The following is a 20501-nucleotide window of genomic DNA, read 5'->3' on the forward strand; positions in this document are numbered from 1 at the left end:
TAAAAAATAATATTTTTTTATATATTACTTCTTTTAAGGAGAAAAGGATGCTTATTCTAACTCGCCGAGTAGGCGAAACACTTATGATAGGTGATGAAGTTATGGTAACAGTATTAGGAATAAAAGGAAATCAAGTTCGAATAGGTGTTAATGCTCCTAGAGAAATTTCTGTTCATCGTGAAGAAATATACCAACGTATACAAGCAGAAAAAGCGGAAAAAAATCAAAAAATAAGTTCATTAAAATAAAATTTTTAGAATTTTTAAAATTCTAAAAAATAATTAATTTGACATATTTTTTTTAAAAAGATAAAATATTCTTCTTTGTTGTTGGTGAGGTGGCCGAGTGGTTGAAGGCGCGCCCCTGCTAAGGGTGTATACAGTTATTCTGTATCGAGGGTTCGAATCTCTCTCTCACCGAAATTAATAAGAAAGCATCCGTAGCTCAGCGGATAGAGTACTCGGCTACGAACCGAATGGTCGGAGGTTCAAATCCTCCCGGATGCAATTTTATTGAAAATAATTTAATAATAAAAATTTTTAGAAAGATTTTTTATTTTATTATTTTTAATATTCTTCACGTAAGATGTCATTAATTTTAATTTTACTTAAAGTTTTTTTATCTACTCTTTTAACTATTATTGCACAATATAAATTATACTTACCATCTTTAGATGGTATAGTTCCTGGTACTACCACTGAATAACTAGGGATAGATCCATAATGAATTAATCCTGTTTCTCTATTATATATTTTAGTACTTTTACCTATATATACTCCCATAGAAATTACTGATCCTTTTTTTATAATTACACCTTCTACTATTTCTGATCTTGCTCCTATAAAACAATTATTTTCTATAATAGTGGGATTAGATTGTATAGGTTCTAAAACTCCTCCTATACCAACTCCTCCAGAAATATGAACATTATTTCCTATTTGTGCACAAGAACCTATTGTAGACCAAGTATCAATCATAGTACCTTGACCTATAAAAGATCCTATATTAATAAAAGAAGGCATTAATACTGTATTTTTAGAAATAAAAGATCCATATCTTACTATAGTAGGAGGAACAACACGACATTTTAATATTTTAAAATCTTTTTTTTTAAAATTTTTATTAAATTTTAAAGGAATTTTATCATAAAAATTATTATAAGATCCTTCCAACAAAAAATTTTTATTAATTTTAAAATATAATAATATTGCTTTTTTAATCCATTGATTAGTTATCCATTTGTCTTGTATTTTTTCAGAAACTCTAATTAAACCTTTATCTAATAATTTAATTACTTTATTAATATTAAAAATTATTTCTTCATTTTTTAAAAAATTATTTTCTTTTTTATAATCTAAAAAATAATTTTCTATTATTTTTTCTAGATTTTTCATATAATTTTTATAATTAAAAAAATTTTTTGTTATGTATATTTACAGAAACAATATCATTAATTTTAAATTTAAACAAATTATAATATTTTTAAATAAAAATTATTTATTATTTATTTAATAAATAAATTAATTTTTTTTCGTTTATAATTTTAATATTTAATTTATAAGCTTTTTTTAATTTAGAACTTGCTTTTTGTCCTAAAATTAGGATATTAGTTTTTTTATTAATATTAGAATTAATATTTGCACCTAATTTTTTTAATTTATTTACAAGATTTATTCTTGTTATAAAAAAAAATTTACCAGTAATAGATATATTTTTGTTTAAAAAATAATTTTTTTTTATATTTTTTTTAACATAAATAATATTTATTTTTTTTAATAAATTTTGAATAATATTTATATTATCTTTATTTTTAATAAAATTATATATATTTAATGATGTTTTAATACCAATTCCTGTAATATTACTTAATTCAATTAAATTAGTATTTAAAAATTTGTTTAATGTACAAAAAAATTGTGATAGACTACGTGATGTAACTATTCCTACTTCTGGTATGCCTAAAGAAAAAATAAATTTATCAAAAGATATTTGTTGTTTTCTTTGTAGATTTTCTACTATTTTATTAGTAGATTTAATTCCTAAATTATTTACTTTTTTTAAAATAAAATTATTTAAATTCATTAAATCTATAACATTTTTTATTAAATTATTATCTACTAATTTATCTATTAATTTATTTCCTATAAAACTAATATTCATAACATCTCTCGAAATAAAATGCTTTAAATATGCTTTTAATTGTGATTTACAAGATAATCCTGTATTACAATATAAAATATTATTTTCTTTTTTTTTCAGAATAGAGTTACAACTAGGACAATATTTAGGTATTATAATATCTTTTAAAAGATTAAAAGATTTTTTTTCATTTATTACATTTATTATTTTAGGTATAACATCTCCACATCTTTGAACAATTATAGTTTTTCCTATTTTTAAATTTAATTTTTTAATTTCATTAACATTATATAATGTTGCAGAACTTATATTAACTCCTGTAATATTAACTGTTTTAAATTTAGCAATTGGTATAATAATACCTGTACGTCCAATTTGAAAAATAATTTTTTGTAATAATGTTTTTTTTTCTTGTGGAGGAAATTTATATGCTATAGCCCATTTAGGAGCATGATTAGTATTTCCAATAATTTCTTGTATTTTTATATTATTTATTTTAATAACAATACCATCAATATTATAAGGTAGTAAATTTCTTTTTCTTTCAAAAACTTTATAAAATTCTTCAATTTCTAAATAAGAAGAACAAATTTTTTTATATTTAGATACAGGAAATCCATATAATTTTAAATTATCTAATATTTCTTCTTGATTTGAAAATTTTTGTTCATTAATAAAACCTATACCATAACTAAAAAAACTTAATAAATATATCATTTTATTATTTTTTTTATTTATTTTTAAAATACCTAAAGTTGCACTACGTGTATTACTAAATAATTTATGTTTTGATATAATTTTTTGATTTAATATATCAAAATTTTTTTTAGTTATAAATATTTCTCCTCTAACTTCAAATAATTTCGGAAAATTTTTTTTTTTCAAAAAATTAGGTATATTATGAATTTGAAATACTTTTTTTGTAATATCTTCTCCTATAATTCCATTACCTCTTGTTGCTCCTTTTACTAAAAAACCATTTTTATATAATAAATTAACAGCTATCCCATCATATTTTAACTCACAACAAAAATTTAATTTATTAATAATTTTTTTTAATGGATATAAAAATTTTTTTACTAAATCTTTTATATGAAAAACATTATTTAATGACAACATTGGTTTTTTATGACATATTTTTTGAAAAGATATTGATGATAAAGGTACACCAACTAATTGAGTAGGCGAATACTTATTTTTAAAATAAGGAAATAATTTCTCTAATTTTTTTAATTTTAATACTAAATTATCATATTGATAATCCAGAATATTTGAGTTATTTAATATATAATAGCTATAATTATAGCTGGTAATTATTTTATGTAATTTAAGTATTTTTTTTTTATAAATAAAAATTTTATGTATTTTATATAAAATGTTTATTAATTTTATAATATAAAATTTGAAAATTTTATTTAATTTTTTTTTTCCATATAGTACCATTATTTGTATCTTCTAAAAGAATATTCTTATTTTTTAATTTGTTTCGTATATAATCTGCTTTTTCCCATAAATGATTATTACGAGCAATATTACGTTGTTTAATTAATTTTTCAATTTCATATTTATTATAATAATCATTTAAATTACCATTATTTTCTAAATAATCTTTAGGATTATAAAATAATAATCCTAAAATATTACCTAATTTTTTTAATTTTAATATAAAATAGTTAGCTATTAAATATTTTTTATTATTATTAGCAATATTAATTTTATGTGATATCTTAAATAATATACTGTAAGCTCTAGGAGTATTAAAATCGTCATTCATAGCATTATAAAATTGATTTTCTAATGAAAAAAAATTAGTTTCTATATTTTTATGATTATATATATAACTAATATTATACATAGAAATATACAATTTTTGTACAGCTAATTCTGCTTGTTTTAATTTATCTTCACTATATATTATTGGACTACGATAATGAGTAATTGTTAAAAAATATCTAATAATTTCTTTATTATATTTTAATAATATATCTTTTATTTTAAAAGTATTATTTAAAGATTTAGACATTTTTTTATTTTTAGTAATTATCATCCCTGTATGAATCCAATAATTAACATAAAATGATTTATTAATACAAGAAGATTGTGCTAATTCATTTTCATGATGTGGAAAAATTAAATCATTTCCTCCACCATGTATATCAAAAAAATTACCTAAATATTTATGGCTTAAAGTAGAACATTCTATATGCCAACCAGGCCTACCATACCCCCAAGGGGAAATCCATCCTATATCTGATTTACAAGTTAATTTCCATAAAACAAAATCTTTATAGTTATTTTTAATAAAAATATTTTTAATTTTTTTATTTAATTTTAATAAATTTATTTTTTGTTTTGATAATATTCCATAATTTAAATATTTTTTAATAGAAAACATAATATCACCATTTTTAGCTATATATGCACTATTATTAATTAATAAAATATTTATTATTTTTATAATATCATTAATATGATCAGTGACTTTAGGTTCAAAATCTGGAATTAAGATATTTAATTTGTTAAAATCTTGAGAAATTTTATTAATTATTTTTTTTGTAATATCATTAATATTTTGTTTTTTTTTCTTAGCTATATCTATGATTTTATCATCAATATCAGTAATATTTCTTACATATTTTGTTTTATAACCTAAAAATTTTAAATATCTAATAATAATATCGAATATAATAAATGTTCTTGCATGACCAATATGACAAATATCATATGGAGTTACACCACATACATACATTTTTACTATTTTTTTATTTATAGGATAGAATTTTTTTTTTTTTTTACTTAATGTATTAAAAATTTTTAACATTTATTTTCTCACAATAATATTATATAAAAAATTTTATTAAATATTTTTTAAATATTTCTTTTATCATAATAACTAGAATAATTATCAAAACGTGCAATTTGATTATTAAAAATCAATTTTATAGTTCCAATAGGACCATTTCTTTGTTTTCCTATAATAATTTCAGCAATACTACGTAAATTAGTGTTTTCATTATATACTTCATCTCTATAAATAAACATAATCAAATCAGCATCTTGTTCTATAGAACCAGATTCTCTCAAATCAGAATTCATAGGACGTTTATCAGATCTTTGTTCTAAAGATCTATTTAATTGAGATAAAGCTACTACAGGAACATGTAATTCTTTAGCTAGAGCTTTTAAAGAACGAGAAATTTCAGATATTTCTAATGTTCTGTTAAAAGATAAATTAGGAACTTTAATTAATTGTAAATAATCTATCATTATTAAACATAATCCATTATGTTCTCTAAATATTCTTCTTGAACGTAATCTAATTTCTGTTGGTGTTAATTCAGAAGAATCATCAATATATATATTTTTTTTTTTTAATAAAATACCCATAGTAGTAGAAATTTTTTTCCAATCATCATCATTTAATTGTCCTGTTCTAATTTTACTTTGATGTACTCTAGAAAGAGATGCTAACATACGAATCATAATTTGTTCACAAGGCATTTCTAAACTAAAAATTAATACAGGTTTATTTTGAGATATAGCTGTATATTCACAAATATTCATGGCAAGAGTTGATTTACCCATAGATGGACGTGCAGCAATTATAATAAGATCTGATTTTTGTAATCCTGCTGTTTTTTTATTTAATTCATGATAACCAGTATCTATACCTGTAACACCATTTTTAGGTGTTTTATAAAAAGATTCAATTTTAGATATTGTAACTTCTAAAATTTCTTCCAAATTTTTTGGTTTAGCATCTTTATTTAAACGTTTTTCTGCAATTTTAAATACACTAGATTCTGCAAAATTTAATAAATCTTCACTAGTTCTTCCATTAGGATAATATCCTGCTTCTGCTATTTTATTTGCAGTAAATATTATTTCTCTAATAATAGCACGTTCATGAACAATATCTACATAAGCACCTATATTAGATATGCTTGGAATATTTTTTGATAATTCAGCTAAATATGCAAATCCTCCTATTTTATTTAATTTATTTTTATTTTCTAAAGATTCAGAAAGTGTAATTAAATCAATAGGTTTTCCTAGTTCTATTAAATAATACATTTCAGTAAAAATAATTTTATGTGATAAAATAAAAAAATCTTCTGTTATTATTTTTTCTATAATATTTTCCCATTGATTATTATCTAACATTAATCCTCCTAATATTGATTGTTCTGCTTCCAAAGAATAAGGAGGTATTTTTATTTTTTCAATTTGTAAATCTTTTTTTAATTTAAATTGTTTCATTAAATTATTTCTATACCATATTTAAATATAATTTTTTAATTTTATAAAATAACCTAAATAAAACATATTATTTTATTTTTATAAAAGATAATGCATTGGTTAAAACTTCTATTTTTTTAGAATTAAGATAATTTTTTTTATTAAAAATAAATTTTTTAAATTTATGTAATCCATTAAGACCTCTAAAAATATTTAATAAAGGAGTAATAATAGTTATTAAAGAAATATTATTATTTAATTGTTTTTCTATATATGGAAACATTTCTTTTACTATTGTTAAAGGATTTTGTGTAATAAATTTATTTTTACAATTATAAATATAATTATCTATTTTTGTTAAAATCATAGGATTTTTAAAAATTTCACGACCAATCATAACTCCATCAACATATTTTAAATGTTTTTTGATATTTAATAAATTTTTAATTTCACCATTAATAGATATTTTTGTATTTGGAAATTCTTTTTTAATTTTATAAACAATTTTATAATTTAATTTTGGAATTATTAAATTTTTTTTAGTATTAATTTTATTATACAGTAATGCTTTTCTAGCATGAATAATAAATCTTTGACAACCACTTTTTATAAGTAAATTAATAAAATCACATAAAAATGTATAACTATAACTATTATTAATACCAATTCTCATTTTAATTGTAATTGGTATTGAAACACTATCACTCATAGATTTTATACAATTTGATACTATATGTGGATATTTCATTAAACATGCACCGAAATTTCCTTTTTGAGATTTTAAAGAAGGACATCCTAAATTAAAATTAATTTCCTTATAACCTATTTTTTCTGCTTTTTTACAATATAAAGATAATAATTTTGGTTGATTACCAGCTAATTGTAATACTATATTATTTACATTATAATTTTCTAATAAAATTATTTCATTATTTTTAATTTTATTAATATGTATCATTTCAGTATATAAAAGTGATTTTTTAGTTAATTGACGATAAAAATATCTACAATATTTATTTGTTTTTTTTAACATAGGGGCTACTTCAAATCTAAAATATGGAATATTTGTTTTCATTTTTATGATAAATTAAATTTAATATATAAAATAAGTATAAAAAAATTTTCTTTATTTATATAAATATTATTTTTAATACAGAAAATTTAATTATATGGATTTTTATTTTCTTGAAATTTTAAAATTATGATATTTCCTATACATTTTAATTTTTTATAGAAAAAACTTAATAAATAACGTTTATAGTTTTTATTTAACTTTGTAACTTGGCTACCATGTATTTTAAATATTAAAGGATTTTTTTTAATTTGACTTATATATTTTAATTTTATACGTCTTCCATTATATATTGGAGGTAGAACTAAATTAGTTGCTAAATATAAAATTTTCATAAGTTTTGAAGTATTATAAATTTTATTAGAAATATTATATATTTTATATATTATAGAATAAATATAATTTATATTTTTAAGAAATTTAGCTGATATAGAAATAATAGGAAAAATATTAAATTTTATTTTGATAAGTTTTTTTAGATTATTAATATCATTTAATGTAATTAAATCTGATTTATTAATAATTAAAATTATAGATTTACCTTTAGAAATAATATTTTGTATTATTGATATATCTTTATTACAAAAAATTTTTTTTTCTCCATTAAGAATATATAATACAATATTAGATTTTTTTATTGATTTATAAGATTCTAAAATTGAAAGTTTTTCTATTTTATTTTTAATTTGATTATTTTTTTTTATACCTGCTGTATCAATTAAAATAATATCTTTATGTATATTACTAAAATTATTAATTGGAATTGAAATACTTTCTCTTGTTGTTCCGGGAACATTACTAACAACCATTCTTTTTTCATTAATAATATTATTAACTAAAGTAGATTTACCTACGTTAGGTAGTCCTATAATAGCTAATTTTATTTTGTAATTTTTTTTTTCCTTTTGAAAAATTGATTCATTTATATAATGTTTATATATATAAATTTTCTTTATATATAAAAGTAATATTTTTTTTAATTTTATAATATCAATTTTTTTAATAAAATTAATTATATAAAAATCAACACCTAATAAGTAAAATTCTTGATCTAAAAAAACTTTATTTTTTATATTTAATAATATAATTATTTTTGTACCATATTTTCTTATTTTGTTAATAATTTGGTAATCTATAGTATTAAGCTTATTTCCTTTTATTATTAATAAAATTAAATCTGATTCTTGAATTGATTTTGATATTTGTTCTTTAATTAAAAAATTATTTTGATCATCTTTTTTATTATAATTAGAATAACTTACTGTATCAACACAAATAAATTTAAAATTTTTAATTTTTGCATTATCATATTTTTTATCTATTGTAAAACCTGATATTTTATTAACTAAAGCAGTGTATTTCTTTGTTAAAATATTATATAAAAAAGACTTTCCTACATTATTACCACCTAAAATAGTAATAATAGGATATTTAAATATCATTTTTTTATCTCTTAATTTAATTATATTATTTTAATTTTATATAAATAAATCTTATTATATATAGTTTGTATAATTAATTTATTTTTTATTAAAAAAGCAAACCTAATTTTATATTTATCAATTTTTTTTTTCCCAACAAAATTACCTAATCTATAATTGATCCAATAAATAAATCCTTTTTTATTTGTAAAAAAAATATACTTTTTATAAAAAAATAAATTATCTATTTCATTTTTTTGAAATTTATTTTGTCTCCAAATTAAATTACCATTATTTGCATTTAATGCAAAAATTTCATTTTTAGAAGTTATTAAATAAATAATATTTTTATATATAATAAAATTTTTATGAGTAAAATATACTTTTTTCCAAATAATTTTTCCTGTACTTAAATCTAAAGCTACAAAATTTCCATTATAAGAAGATGCATAAACAATACCATTGTATATAATAGGTTTTATATCAATATCATTAATATTGATAAAATCATCTTTATTATTAAATCTTAATAAATTTTGTTCCCAGACTAATGATCCATTAGTAATTATACGAGAACTAATTATACCATTATCACTTCCTATTATAACATTATTAAAAAAAATTACCGGAGTAGAAACACCTTTAATAGAAAATTTATTTGAATGACCTAAACTTACTGTCCATAAAATTTGGCCATTATTTTTATTTAATCCTTGTAAAATATTATCTATATTATGTACTAATAAAATATCATTTTTAATAACAAAACTAGATAATATTTCATTAAAAACTTTTTTTTTCCAAATTATAGACTTATTTTTAATATTAAAAGCAAAAATTTCACCTTTTTTATTTCCTAAATATAAATAATTATTAGATATAATAGGTCCACTAGTGAAAAAATTATATTTACAATATGAAAAAATACAAAAATTTTTTATTAAATTAAAACTCCAAACAATTTTCCCTGTTTTTATACTTATACAATAAATTGTTCCATTTCTATTAGCTATATATAATAAATTATTTTTATATATAGGATATAATTTTGTATAATTGATATTATTATTTTTTATTTTTTGTTCCCAAATTAATTTTAATTTGATTGTATTTAATTGAGATATTTGATATTTTTTTTTGTTAAAAAAATAATTTTTTTTATATATACAAGATATAAAAGAAAAAGTAGAAAAAATAAATATTAAAATTATAAATTTTGATAACTTCATATTTTACTCGTTATTTTAATTAAAAAAACAGTATCTAGTAACAAAAAATTTTATTTATTACATAATAATATTATTATAAATATAATAAACTTTAATTTAAATATTTTTAAAAATTTTTTCTAATTTTAATATTAATTGATTTTCTGGTATAGTTACTTGTTTTTTAGAATATAAATTTTTAACTATAATTGAATTATTATTTATTTCTTTTAAACCTATTATAATTATAAAATGAGATTTATATTTAATTGCGTGAACAATTTGTTTTTTTAAACTCTTAAAAAGATAACTAGTTAATATTCTTAATTTTGGAAAATTCTTTCTAATTAATTCTCCAATCATTAAAATTTTTTTTAAAGTATAATTATTTTCCATTGGAATTAAAAAAATATCTATTAAAAAATTTGTATCTAATTTTATAGACTCAGTATTTTTAATTAATAAAATTAAACGTTCCATTCCAATAGCACATCCAACTCCGTTTTTATCTCTGTTACAACTCATTTTATTAATTAATTTATCATATCTACCACCTCCACATATAGTTTTAGAAGTACCTAAATTATTTGTTTTCCATTCAAATACTATATCATTATAGTAATCTAATCCTCTAACTAAATAATTATTTATAGTAAATTTTATATTCATAAAATTTAATATTTCACATAATTTTTTAAATGTATTTACACTTTTTTCATTAAGAAAATTTTTTAATTTAGGAGCATAATTTAATAATTTTTGAATATTTTTATTTTTAGAATCTAATATTCTTAATGGATTTTTATATATTTTTTGTTGATAACTAAAATCTAAAAATTTTAAATTTTTTTTAAAAAATAATATTAATTCTGTTATATATTTTTGTCTATCTATTATGGAACCAATAGAATTAATTTCTAGAAAAATATTATTTGTAATATTTAATTTTTTCCATAAATTATTTGTTAAAATAATTATTTCAGCATCTATATAAGGAGATTTTAATCCAATTATTTCTATTCCAATTTGATTAAATTGTCTATATCGTCCTTTTTGAGGTCTTTCATATCTAAACATTGGTCCATTATACCAAAAACGTCTATTATTAGAAAAAATATTATTTTCTATTATGGAACGTAAAAATCCTGTAGTTCCTTCTGGACGTAAAGTTAACGAATCTTTATTTTTATCAAATAAATTATACATTTCTTTTTCTATAATATCTGTAGATTCTCCAATAGTTTTCTTAAATAATTTACTTTTTTCTAAAATAGGTAATTTAATTTCTTGATAACCATAATTTTTTAAAGTATTTTTAATAATATTCTCAATATTTTCCCATAGTAAAGTATCTGGAAATAAACAATCATGCATACCGTGAACAGCAGTAATTTTTTTTATCACTATAAAATACTCTTTTAATATAAATACTAATTTAGATTAAATTTTAAGTTATATTAATATTATTTAATAAAATTTAGTATATTTTAAAATATGAAATGAGAAAGTAAATATCTTTATTTATTTTAATTTTTTATTTTTATAACTATAATAAAAAATAAATATAATATATTATATTTTTAATATATTAAAATATTAATATAATTATATATAAAAATCTATATTATAATGAATAATGATATTTATTGGATGAAATATACTTTAAAAATAGCTATTTTAGCTAAAAATTCTGGAGAAATACCAGTTGGTGCTATTATTGTTAAAAATAATAAAATTATTTCCTACGGTTATAATAGTTCAATAAAAAAAAATGATCCTACAGCACATGCTGAAATAATAGCTTTAAGAAAAGCAGGAAAGTTTTTAAAAAATTATAGATTATTAAATACAACTATGTATGTAACATTAGAACCATGTTTAATGTGTTTTGGAGCTATAATAATTAGTAGAATTACTCGTTTAGTATTTAGTTCATATAATAAAAAATATAGTGGAAAAAATCATAAACTAGGATCTTTTATAAATTTATTGAAAATTTATGATATTAATCATAAACTAAAAATTAGTTCTGGTATTTTAATTAACAAATCTACGAATATTATAAAAAATTTTTTTAATAAAAAAAGAAAAAATAATTTTTTAACAAAAAGGTTTATTAATTTTGAAAAAAAATTTAAAACATGATATAGAATTATTTAATTTAATAAATAAAGAAAAAATAAGACAAGAAGAAAATATTGAATTAATAGCTTCTGAAAATTATGCATCTTTTAATACTATGTATGCACAAGGATCTCAATTAACTAATAAATATGCAGAAGGATATCCTAATAATAGATATTATGGTGGGTGTAAATATATAGACAAAATAGAAAAATTAGCTATAAATAGAGCTAAACAATTATTTAATGCAGATTATGTAAATGTACAACCACATTCAGGATCTCAAGCTAATTTTGCTGTATATTTAGCTTTATTAAATCCTGGAGATATTATTATGGGATTAAAAAATTCGCATGGAGGACATTTAACTCATGGATCTAAAGTTAATTTTTCAGGGAAAATTTATAAAAATATATCTTATAAAATTAATAAAGAGGGAATTATTGATTATGATTATTTATTATTTTTAGCAAAAAAATATAAACCAAAAATTATTGTTGGAGGATTTTCTTCATATTCTAGAATATGTGATTGGGAAAAAATGAGAAACATTGCTGATTTAGTAGGATCATATTTTTTAGTAGATATTTCACATATTGTTGGATTAATTATTGCAAAAATATATCCGAACCCATTATTTTATGCACATGTAGTAACAAGCACAACACATAAAACATTATCAGGTCCTAGAGGAGGTATTATTTTATCTACAAAAAAAAATAAACATTTATTTAAAAAATTTGATAAAGCAGTATTTCCAGGTATACAAGGAGGACCATTAATGCATGTAATAGCTGCTAAAGCAGTAGCATTTAAAGAAGCATTAACACCAAAATTTATTACATATCAAAAACAAGTATTAAAAAATGCAAAATTAATGGTAAAAATATTTAAAAAATATAAATATAAAATAGTATCAAATAATACAGATAGTCACCTATTTATAATAGATTTAACAAATAAAAAAATAACTGGTATAGAAGCAGAAAAATTATTAGAAAAATATAATATTATAGTAAATAAAAATAGTATTCCTGATGATATAAACCCTCCTAATATTACTTCTGGTATAAGAATAGGCACTCCTGCAATTACAAAAAGAGGTTTTAAAGAGAAAGAAATATTATTATTATCTAATTATATAATTAATATTATAAATAAAAAAAATATATATATTAAAAATATAAAAGATAATATAATTAAATTATGTAAATTATTTCCTGTATATAAAAAATGAAATTTTATTTTATAAAAAATATTTTTTATAATTTAAAATTTATTTAAATAAGGTATGTTTTTATGAAAAAATATTATTCTGTTTTTCTTTGTGTTACAGATGGTGTAGAAGATATAGAGACAGTTTCTTCTATAGATATATTAACTCGAAGTAATATTAATGTTATATTAGTGAGTACAAACAATAAATATAAAATATCATGTGCACATGGTACTAATATTATAAGTAATACTTTTTTAAAAGAATTAAAAGATGATTCAAATGTAAAAGCAATTTTACTTCCTGGTGGTTTAAAAGCATCAAAACATTTTAGTAAAAATCTTCTTTTATTAAAATATTTAAAAAAATTTAAAAAAACTAAAAGAATAATTGGAGCAATATGTGCATCTCCTGCAATAGTTATTGCTTCTAATAATATTTTTCCTACAGCAAAAATGACTGGATATTTAAATTTTAAATCTCTAATACCGAAATATCAATGGTCAAAATATCCAATTTTTTGGGATGATAAAAATAAATTATTAACAGCTCAGAGTGTTAAATATGCGATTGAATTTAATTTAAAACTAGTAAAAATTATTTTAGGAGAAAAAATTTCTTTAAAAATTGGAAGAGAATTATAATTATTTTTATAAATTAAATTTAAAAATATTAATTTAAAATATATCATATAAAAAATATTTTAAATTCTTAATTTATTTGCTATTTTATCTAATACACCGTTAATAAATTTATAACTATTATCAACTCCACCAAAACTTTTTGCTAAATAAATACTTTCATTTATAACAACTTTATATGGTACATCTAAACGATTTATTAATTCATATAATGATATACGTAAAATTGCTTTTTCAATTTGTCCTAATTCAAATAATTTACGAGATAAAAATGGTTTCATTACATTATCTAGATAAATACTATTAACTATTACACCATTTATTAAATCATTAAAATAATCAATATCAATATTTTTAATATCTTGTATAGACTCATTTAAAAAATAATATTGTATATCATGAAAATTATTTTTTGATAATTGCCAAGAATATATGGCCTGTAAAGCATATTTTCTTGCTTGATATCTATCTGTAAATTTCACTTAATTTCCTTTATATTTTTATTTAATAATTTTATTGATTTAAATATATTAATCATTTCTAATAAAGTTAAAGCAGCTTCAGTACCTCTATTTCCTATTTTTATTCCAGATCTTTCTATTGCTTGTTCAATATTATTTGTTGTTAAAATACCAAAAGAAACTGGAATATTATTTTTAACTGATAAATTAGATATTTGGAAACAAACTTCTTTTGATAAATATTTAAAATGAGGTGTTTTACCTTTAATAATAGTTCCAATAGCTATTATACCATTATAAAATTTTTTTTGTATTAATAATTGAATTACTGATGCTATTTCATAACTTCCAGGTACCCAACATATAGTTATATTTTTTTTTTGTACCATTCCTATTCTTTGTAGGGTATCTATAGTAGCACATAATAAATTTTTATTTATAAATTTATTAAATCTTGATACAACAATAGCTATTGTTGCATTAGATGCCATAATATTTTCATCTATTATTTTCATAATTATAGTATCCTTTATATTTTTTTATATTTAAAAATTATTTTACAGGCCTTAATATTAATTTTAAGTCTGGTCCTATTCTTTTTATTTTTGTAAAATAAAAATTTGGTACATCAATAATATTTACATATTTTTTAATATTACATAAATTTAATGCAATATTTCCAAATAATTTTGGTGTTAAATATAAAATTAACTCATCTATTAAATTAGAATTAATTAAAAATCCTGATAAAATACTACCAGCTTCAATTAAAATATTATTAATACCCTTTTCTCCTAATATTTTAAATAAATTTTTTAAATTAAAATAACCATTTATTTCAGGAATAATAATTTGTTTTACGTAATTAGGCCACTTTTCTAAAGTATATTTAGATTTTATTAAAAATATTTTTCCCGGATTAATTATAATATTATTATTAGGTTTTATTTTATTTAATCTATCTAAAATAATACGAATAGGTTGTCTTAAAAATTTTTTAGGATAAATTTTTTTAATATGATAATTTAATTTACTCCATTTAACTAATAAAGTAGAATTATCTTGTAAAACAGTTTTACTTGTACTTAAAATAGCTGAATTTTTTGCTCTTAATTCCTGTACATCTTTTCTAGCAATTTTTGATGATATCCATTTACTATTACCATTAAATAATGCAATTTTACCATCTAAAGAAGATGCTAGTTTTAATTGTATCCAAGGAATACCCTTATTCATTCTATTAAAAAAACCTGTATTAATAGATTTAGCTTCTTGAGATAAAATATTTTTTGTAATTAGAATTCCTTTTAATTGTAATAATTTTAAACTTTTACCATTAATTTTAGGATTAGGATCTTTAGTTGCTACTACTATACGTTTTATTTGAGCATTAATCAATGCATGACAACAAGAAGGTGTTAAATTTGAATAATTACAAGGTTCTAATGTTAGATAAACTGTTGATCCTTTAGCATTTTCTCCAGCCATTCTTAATGCATTAATTTCTGCATGAGATTCTCCTGTTCTAAAATGATATCCTTGACCTATAATTTTTTTATTTTTTACAATAATACAACCTACATTAGGATTAGGAGTAGTAGTAAAAATTCCTAATTTAGCTAATTTAATTGCACGTAACATATAAAATTTATCTATTAAATACATAATAAACCTTAAAATATAAATTAAAATAATAATTTTTTAATAAAATATTTTAATAATTATAAATTTTAATTTTAATTTTGATAATTTCATATTATAAATATTATTAGCATAAAATTAAATAAAAATTTACAAAAATTAATTAATTATTAATATTACTATATATAAAAATAATTTTTTAAAATTGTGAAATATTACAAATAAATTATTTAATAAAATTTTAAGAGACGATATTTATATGAAAAAAAAAATTATTCTTTTTGATACTACATTACGTGATGGAGAACAATCATTAAAATTTAATTTAAATACTAAAGAAAAAATAAAAATTGCAATAGCATTAGAAAATATGGGTATTGATATTATTGAAGTAGGTTTTCCTATTTCTTCTCCAAAAGATTATAAAACTTCTAAAAAAATATCACAAATTATAAAAAATAGTAAATTATGTGGTTTAGCACGATGTAAAGAAAAAGATATAGATATGGTATATAAATCCTTAAAAAAAGCTAAAAATTTTAGAATTCATATTTTTTTAGCAACTTCTCCCATACATATTATTACAAAATTAAAAACAAATTTAAATGAAGTTATAGAAAAAATAGTATTTATGATAAAATATGCTCGTAAATATACTGATGATATTGAATTTTCTTGCGAAGATGCAAGTAGAACTCCTATTAATAATTTATGTCTAATTGTTAAAAAAGCAATTAAAGCTGGAGCTACAACTATTAATATTCCAGATACAGTAGGTTATACTTTTCCTCAAGAATATTACAATATTATTTCTACTTTAAAAAATAAAGTAGATAATATCGATAAATGTGTTCTTTCAGTACATACTCATAATGATTTGGGAATGGCCGTAGGAAATGCAATTACAGCTATAAATGCAGGTGCTAAACAAATAGAAGGAACAATTAATGGAATAGGAGAAAGAGCTGGAAATTGTGCTTTAGAAGAAGTTATCATGGCATTATATACAAGAAAAAAAAATATGAACTATTATAATAATATTAATTATAATAAAATATATATTACAAGTAAAATAGTAAGTGAAATTTGTGATATTCCTTTATCTATAAATAAAGCTATTGTAGGAAAAAATGCTTTTTCTCATTCTTCTGGAATTCATCAAGATGGTATGATAAAAAATAAAAAAACATATGAAATTTTAGATCCAAAAATTATTGGTTTAAAAAAAACTGAATTTAATTTAACAGCAAAATCAGGTAGAGCAGCTGTAAAATATCATATGGAATTAATGGGATATAAAAAACATGAATATGATATTAATAAATTATATAATAATTTTATTAAATTAGCTGATAAAAAAGGACAAATATTTAATTATGATTTAGAATCATTGGCTTTTAATAATAAAGTGGATAATTATGTTGAATTTTATTCATTAATATATTTTAATATACAATCAAATTCTAATATATCTACTGCAACTATAAAATTAAAATGTGGTAAATTAATTGAATTAAAAGCAGCAATAGGATTAGGTCCTATAGATGCAATATATAAAGCTATAATGAAGATTATAAATTATGATATAAAATTAATTAAATATAAATTAATTACTAAAAATAATATTAAAAAATTAATAGGACAAGTTAATATTAAATTAAAATATAAAGAAAAAATTTTTAATGGAATTGGTTTATCTAAAAATATAATAAAAGCTTTTATTATTGCATTAATTAATAGTATTAATAATATTTGGAGATTTCAACAAATAAAAAAAAATATATTAAAACAGAAATAAATTTTAAAATTATTGAGGAATTACTATGTCTAATATATTTACAATAGCTGTTTTACCAGGAGATGGTATTGGTCCAGAAGTAATGAAACAAACAATAAAAATATTAGAAAAAATTGAAAAATACTTAAATACAAAAATTATAATTAATGAATATGCAGTTGGTGGAATAGCTATTAATAAATATGGTAATCCTTTACCTAAAAAAACATTACATGGTTGTGAAAATTCTAATGCTATTTTATTTGGATCTGTTGGAGGACCAGAATGGGATCATTTATCTTTAAATAAAAGACCAGAAAAAGGTGCACTATTAAAATTAAGAAAACATTTTAATTTATTTGCTAATATACGTCCTACATTTTTTTATAAAAATTTAAATTCTTTAAGTCCTATAAAAGAAAAAATTTTAAATAAAGGATTTGATATTATTTGTATTAGAGAATTAACTGGTGGAATATATTTTGGTTTACCTAATGGAAGAAAAGGAAAAGGAATTAATGAATATGCATTTGATACAGAAATTTATTCAAGACTTGAAATAGAAAGAATAGCATATATTGCTTTTAATATAGCTTTAAAAAGAAAAAAGAAAATTTGTTCTGTTGATAAAGCAAATGTTTTAAATACTTCCATATTATGGAGAGAAGTTATAGTAAATATATCTAAACAATATCCATCAGTAAAATTAGAACATATGTATATTGATAATATTGTTATGCAATTAATGAAAAAACCTTCACAATTTGATATAATATTATGTCCGAATCTTTTTGGTGATATAATTTCTGATCAATGTGCTATGATTACAGGATCAGTAGGTAATCTACCTTCAGCTAGTTTTAATCAAAATTTTTTTGGATTATATGAACCTGCAGGTGGTTCTGCACCTGATATTGCTGGAAAAAATATAGCTAATCCTATTGCACAAATTTTATCACTATCAATGTTACTTGAATATTCTTTAAAAGATAAATATTCATCTCAAAAAATTAAGAATGCTATAAAAAAAACACTAGATCTAGGTTATAGAACTAAAGATTTATTAACTAATAGTATAAATGAAAAAATTGTTACAACAGATGATATGGGAACATTAATTATGGAATCTATTATATAGGATATAAATATGGGAAAAACATTATATGAAAAAATTTATAATAGACATATTATTTTAAATATAAAAAATAATACAAATCTATTATATATTGATAGACATTTTATACATGAAGTTACTTCACCACAAGCTTTCCAAAGTTTAAAAAATAAAAATAGAAAAGTTTATAAACCAAATAAAACATTTGCTACTATGGATCATAATGTATCAACTAAAATTAGAGATATTAAAGCATCGGGAAATATAGCACAAAAACAAATGGAGATACTTATTAAAAATTGCAATGATTTTAAAATAAGATTATATGATATTTATCATCCTTTACAAGGAATAGTACATGTTATAGGTCCTGAACAAGGAATTACATTACCTGGTATGATCATTGTGTGTGGTGATTCACATACTTCTACCCATGGAGCTTTTGGTTCATTAGCTTTTGGAATAGGAACTACAGAAGTAGAACATGTTTTAGCAACACAAACTTTAAAACAAGATATTTCTAAAAACATGTTAATAAATATTAATGGAAGTATACCAAATAACATTACTGCTAAAGATATCATCTTATCAATAATAAAAAAAATAGGCATTAGTGGGGGTAATGGATATGTTATTGAATTTTCTGGAAATGTAATAAAAAAACTTAGTATGGAATCAAGAATGACAATTTGTAATATGTCTATTGAAATGGGAGCTAAATCAGGATTAATTGCACCTGATAACACTACTTTTTCATATTTAAAAAATAAAAATTTTTCACCTAAAAATAAATTATGGATACAAGCAGTAAAATATTGGAAAACTTTATATAGTGATGTAAATGCTAAATTTGATAAAATAATAAATATTAATATTTCAAATTTATCTCCTCAAATTACTTGGGGTACTAATCCTGAACAATCAATTAGTATAAATGAATATATACCTTTAATAAATTCTTATAAAGATAAAAATAAGAAAAAATTAGCAATTAAGGCTTTAAATTATATGAATTTACATGAAGGTAAAAAATTAATTAATTTAAAAATTAATAAAGTTTTTATTGGTTCTTGTACAAATTCTAGAATTGAAGATTTAAGATTAGCTGCTAAAATAGTTTTTGGTAAAAAAGTTTTTTCTAATGTTACAGCTATAGTAGTTCCTGGTTCTAATTTAGTCAAAAAACAAGCTGAACAAGAGGGATTAGATAAAATTTTTAAAAATTCTGGTTTTGAATGGAGATATCCTGGTTGTTCAATGTGTTTAGCAATGAATAATGATAAATTAAAACCTGGTGAAAGATGTGCTTCCACAAGTAATCGAAATTTTGAAGGACGTCAAGGAAAAAATAGTAGAACACATTTAGTTAGCCCTATTATGGCTGCAATAGCAGCTATATATGGTTGTTTTGTAGATATAAATAAAATTATATAAAAAAATAAAAAATT

The 20501-nt window shown here is 19.4% G+C and carries 18 protein-coding genes and 2 tRNA genes; 9 read left to right on the forward strand and 11 right to left on the reverse strand.

Annotated elements, in window-relative coordinates; all coding sequences use genetic code 11:
* The first annotated feature begins 47 nt into the window (after nt 1–47).
* The 3 genes from csrA (at nt 48) to GJT90_RS00165 (ending at nt 506) form a co-directional block, all read left to right on the forward strand.
* A complete protein-coding gene (gene csrA, locus GJT90_RS00155; protein ID WP_168894544.1) occupies nt 48–248 on the forward strand; it encodes a carbon storage regulator CsrA in 201 nt (66 codons plus the stop codon).
* A gap of 83 nt (nt 249–331) precedes the next feature.
* Nucleotides 332–419: transfer RNA gene (locus GJT90_RS00160), tRNA-Ser, on the forward strand.
* A gap of 14 nt (nt 420–433) precedes the next feature.
* Nucleotides 434–506: transfer RNA gene (locus GJT90_RS00165), tRNA-Arg, on the forward strand.
* 60 nt (nt 507–566) lie between these two features.
* On the opposite strand, the gene dapD is transcribed toward GJT90_RS00165, so the two are convergent.
* The 8 genes from dapD to hisS all read right to left on the reverse strand — a co-directional run bounded on the left by dapD (nt 567) and on the right by hisS (nt 11483).
* Entirely contained in the window at nt 567–1394 is an 828-nt protein-coding gene (gene dapD / locus GJT90_RS00170; protein WP_168919897.1) for a 2,3,4,5-tetrahydropyridine-2,6-dicarboxylate N-succinyltransferase, read from the reverse strand.
* A gap of 106 nt (nt 1395–1500) precedes the next feature.
* A complete protein-coding gene (ligA, locus tag GJT90_RS00175; RefSeq protein ID WP_168919898.1) occupies nt 1501–3582 on the reverse strand; it encodes an NAD-dependent DNA ligase LigA in 2082 nt (693 codons plus the stop codon).
* Complete coding sequence (cysS, locus tag GJT90_RS00180) at nt 3551–4960, reverse strand: cysteine--tRNA ligase (protein ID WP_168919899.1); 1410 nt, start codon at nt 4958–4960, stop codon at nt 3551–3553. Before cysS ends, ligA begins: the two co-directional genes overlap by 32 nt.
* A 47-nt stretch (nt 4961–5007) precedes the next feature.
* A complete protein-coding gene (dnaB, locus tag GJT90_RS00185) occupies nt 5008–6399 on the reverse strand; it encodes a replicative DNA helicase (protein WP_168919900.1) in 1392 nt (463 codons plus the stop codon).
* Between the two features lie 67 nt (nt 6400–6466).
* On the reverse strand, nt 6467–7453 hold the full coding sequence (gene dusA, locus GJT90_RS00190; RefSeq protein WP_168919901.1) for a tRNA dihydrouridine(20/20a) synthase DusA: 987 nt from the start codon (nt 7451–7453) through the stop codon (nt 6467–6469).
* Nucleotides 7454–7539: 86 nt separating this feature from the next.
* The gene (der, locus tag GJT90_RS00195) at nt 7540–8892 is read right to left on the reverse strand and encodes a ribosome biogenesis GTPase Der (protein WP_168919902.1); all 1353 of its coding nucleotides are present in this window, start codon (nt 8890–8892) and stop codon (nt 7540–7542) included.
* A 20-nt stretch (nt 8893–8912) separates the two neighbouring features.
* The gene (locus tag GJT90_RS00200) at nt 8913–10100 is read right to left on the reverse strand and encodes an outer membrane protein assembly factor BamB family protein (protein ID WP_168919903.1); all 1188 of its coding nucleotides are present in this window, start codon (nt 10098–10100) and stop codon (nt 8913–8915) included.
* A 96-nt stretch (nt 10101–10196) separates the two neighbouring features.
* Complete coding sequence (gene hisS, locus GJT90_RS00205; protein ID WP_168919904.1) at nt 10197–11483, reverse strand: histidine--tRNA ligase; 1287 nt, start codon at nt 11481–11483, stop codon at nt 10197–10199.
* A 225-nt stretch (nt 11484–11708) separates the two neighbouring features.
* Between hisS and tadA the strand changes: the two genes are divergently transcribed.
* The 3 genes from tadA to GJT90_RS00220 all read left to right on the forward strand — a co-directional run bounded on the left by tadA (nt 11709) and on the right by GJT90_RS00220 (nt 14063).
* On the forward strand, nt 11709–12224 hold the full coding sequence (gene tadA / locus GJT90_RS00210; RefSeq protein WP_168919905.1) for a tRNA adenosine(34) deaminase TadA: 516 nt from the start codon (nt 11709–11711) through the stop codon (nt 12222–12224).
* Entirely contained in the window at nt 12202–13440 is a 1239-nt protein-coding gene (locus tag GJT90_RS00215; protein ID WP_281352659.1) for a serine hydroxymethyltransferase, read from the forward strand. Before tadA ends, GJT90_RS00215 begins: the two co-directional genes overlap by 23 nt.
* A gap of 62 nt (nt 13441–13502) precedes the next feature.
* The gene (locus GJT90_RS00220) at nt 13503–14063 is read left to right on the forward strand and encodes a DJ-1 family glyoxalase III (protein WP_168919906.1); all 561 of its coding nucleotides are present in this window, start codon (nt 13503–13505) and stop codon (nt 14061–14063) included.
* A gap of 59 nt (nt 14064–14122) precedes the next feature.
* On the opposite strand, the gene nusB is transcribed toward GJT90_RS00220, so the two are convergent.
* Genes nusB through ribD form a run of 3 tightly spaced genes read right to left on the reverse strand, consistent with a single transcriptional unit; the run spans nt 14123 to nt 16186 of the window.
* Nucleotides 14123–14542 (reverse strand): transcription antitermination factor NusB, encoded by a 420-nt coding sequence (gene nusB / locus GJT90_RS00225; protein ID WP_168894555.1) that lies wholly within the window; start codon nt 14540–14542, stop codon nt 14123–14125.
* Nucleotides 14539–15036, reverse strand: coding sequence for a 6,7-dimethyl-8-ribityllumazine synthase (ribH, locus tag GJT90_RS00230; RefSeq protein ID WP_168919907.1), 498 nt, complete (start codon nt 15034–15036; stop codon nt 14539–14541). The genes nusB and ribH overlap by 4 nt, the downstream gene beginning before the upstream one ends.
* Before the next feature lie 37 nt (nt 15037–15073).
* Nucleotides 15074–16186, reverse strand: coding sequence for a bifunctional diaminohydroxyphosphoribosylaminopyrimidine deaminase/5-amino-6-(5-phosphoribosylamino)uracil reductase RibD (gene ribD / locus GJT90_RS00235; RefSeq protein ID WP_168919908.1), 1113 nt, complete (start codon nt 16184–16186; stop codon nt 15074–15076).
* A 235-nt stretch (nt 16187–16421) separates the two neighbouring features.
* On the opposite strand from ribD, the gene leuA reads away from it, so the two are divergent.
* Genes leuA through leuC form a run of 3 tightly spaced genes read left to right on the forward strand, consistent with a single transcriptional unit; the run spans nt 16422 to nt 20487 of the window.
* Nucleotides 16422–17960, forward strand: a complete 1539-nt coding sequence (gene leuA / locus GJT90_RS00240) for a 2-isopropylmalate synthase (protein WP_168919909.1) — start codon at nt 16422–16424, stop codon at nt 17958–17960.
* 25 nt (nt 17961–17985) lie between these two features.
* Nucleotides 17986–19077 carry a 3-isopropylmalate dehydrogenase gene (gene leuB / locus GJT90_RS00245; protein WP_168919910.1) on the forward strand — a complete coding sequence of 364 codons (1092 nt, stop codon included), beginning with the start codon at nt 17986–17988 and terminating at the stop codon, nt 19075–19077.
* Between the two features lie 9 nt (nt 19078–19086).
* Entirely contained in the window at nt 19087–20487 is a 1401-nt protein-coding gene (gene leuC, locus GJT90_RS00250) for a 3-isopropylmalate dehydratase large subunit (protein WP_168919911.1), read from the forward strand.
* The last annotated feature ends 14 nt before the right edge of the window (nt 20488–20501 follow it).

It is taken from the genome of Enterobacteriaceae endosymbiont of Donacia dentata (assembly GCF_012570745.1).
Lineage (GTDB): Bacteria > Pseudomonadota > Gammaproteobacteria > Enterobacterales > Enterobacteriaceae.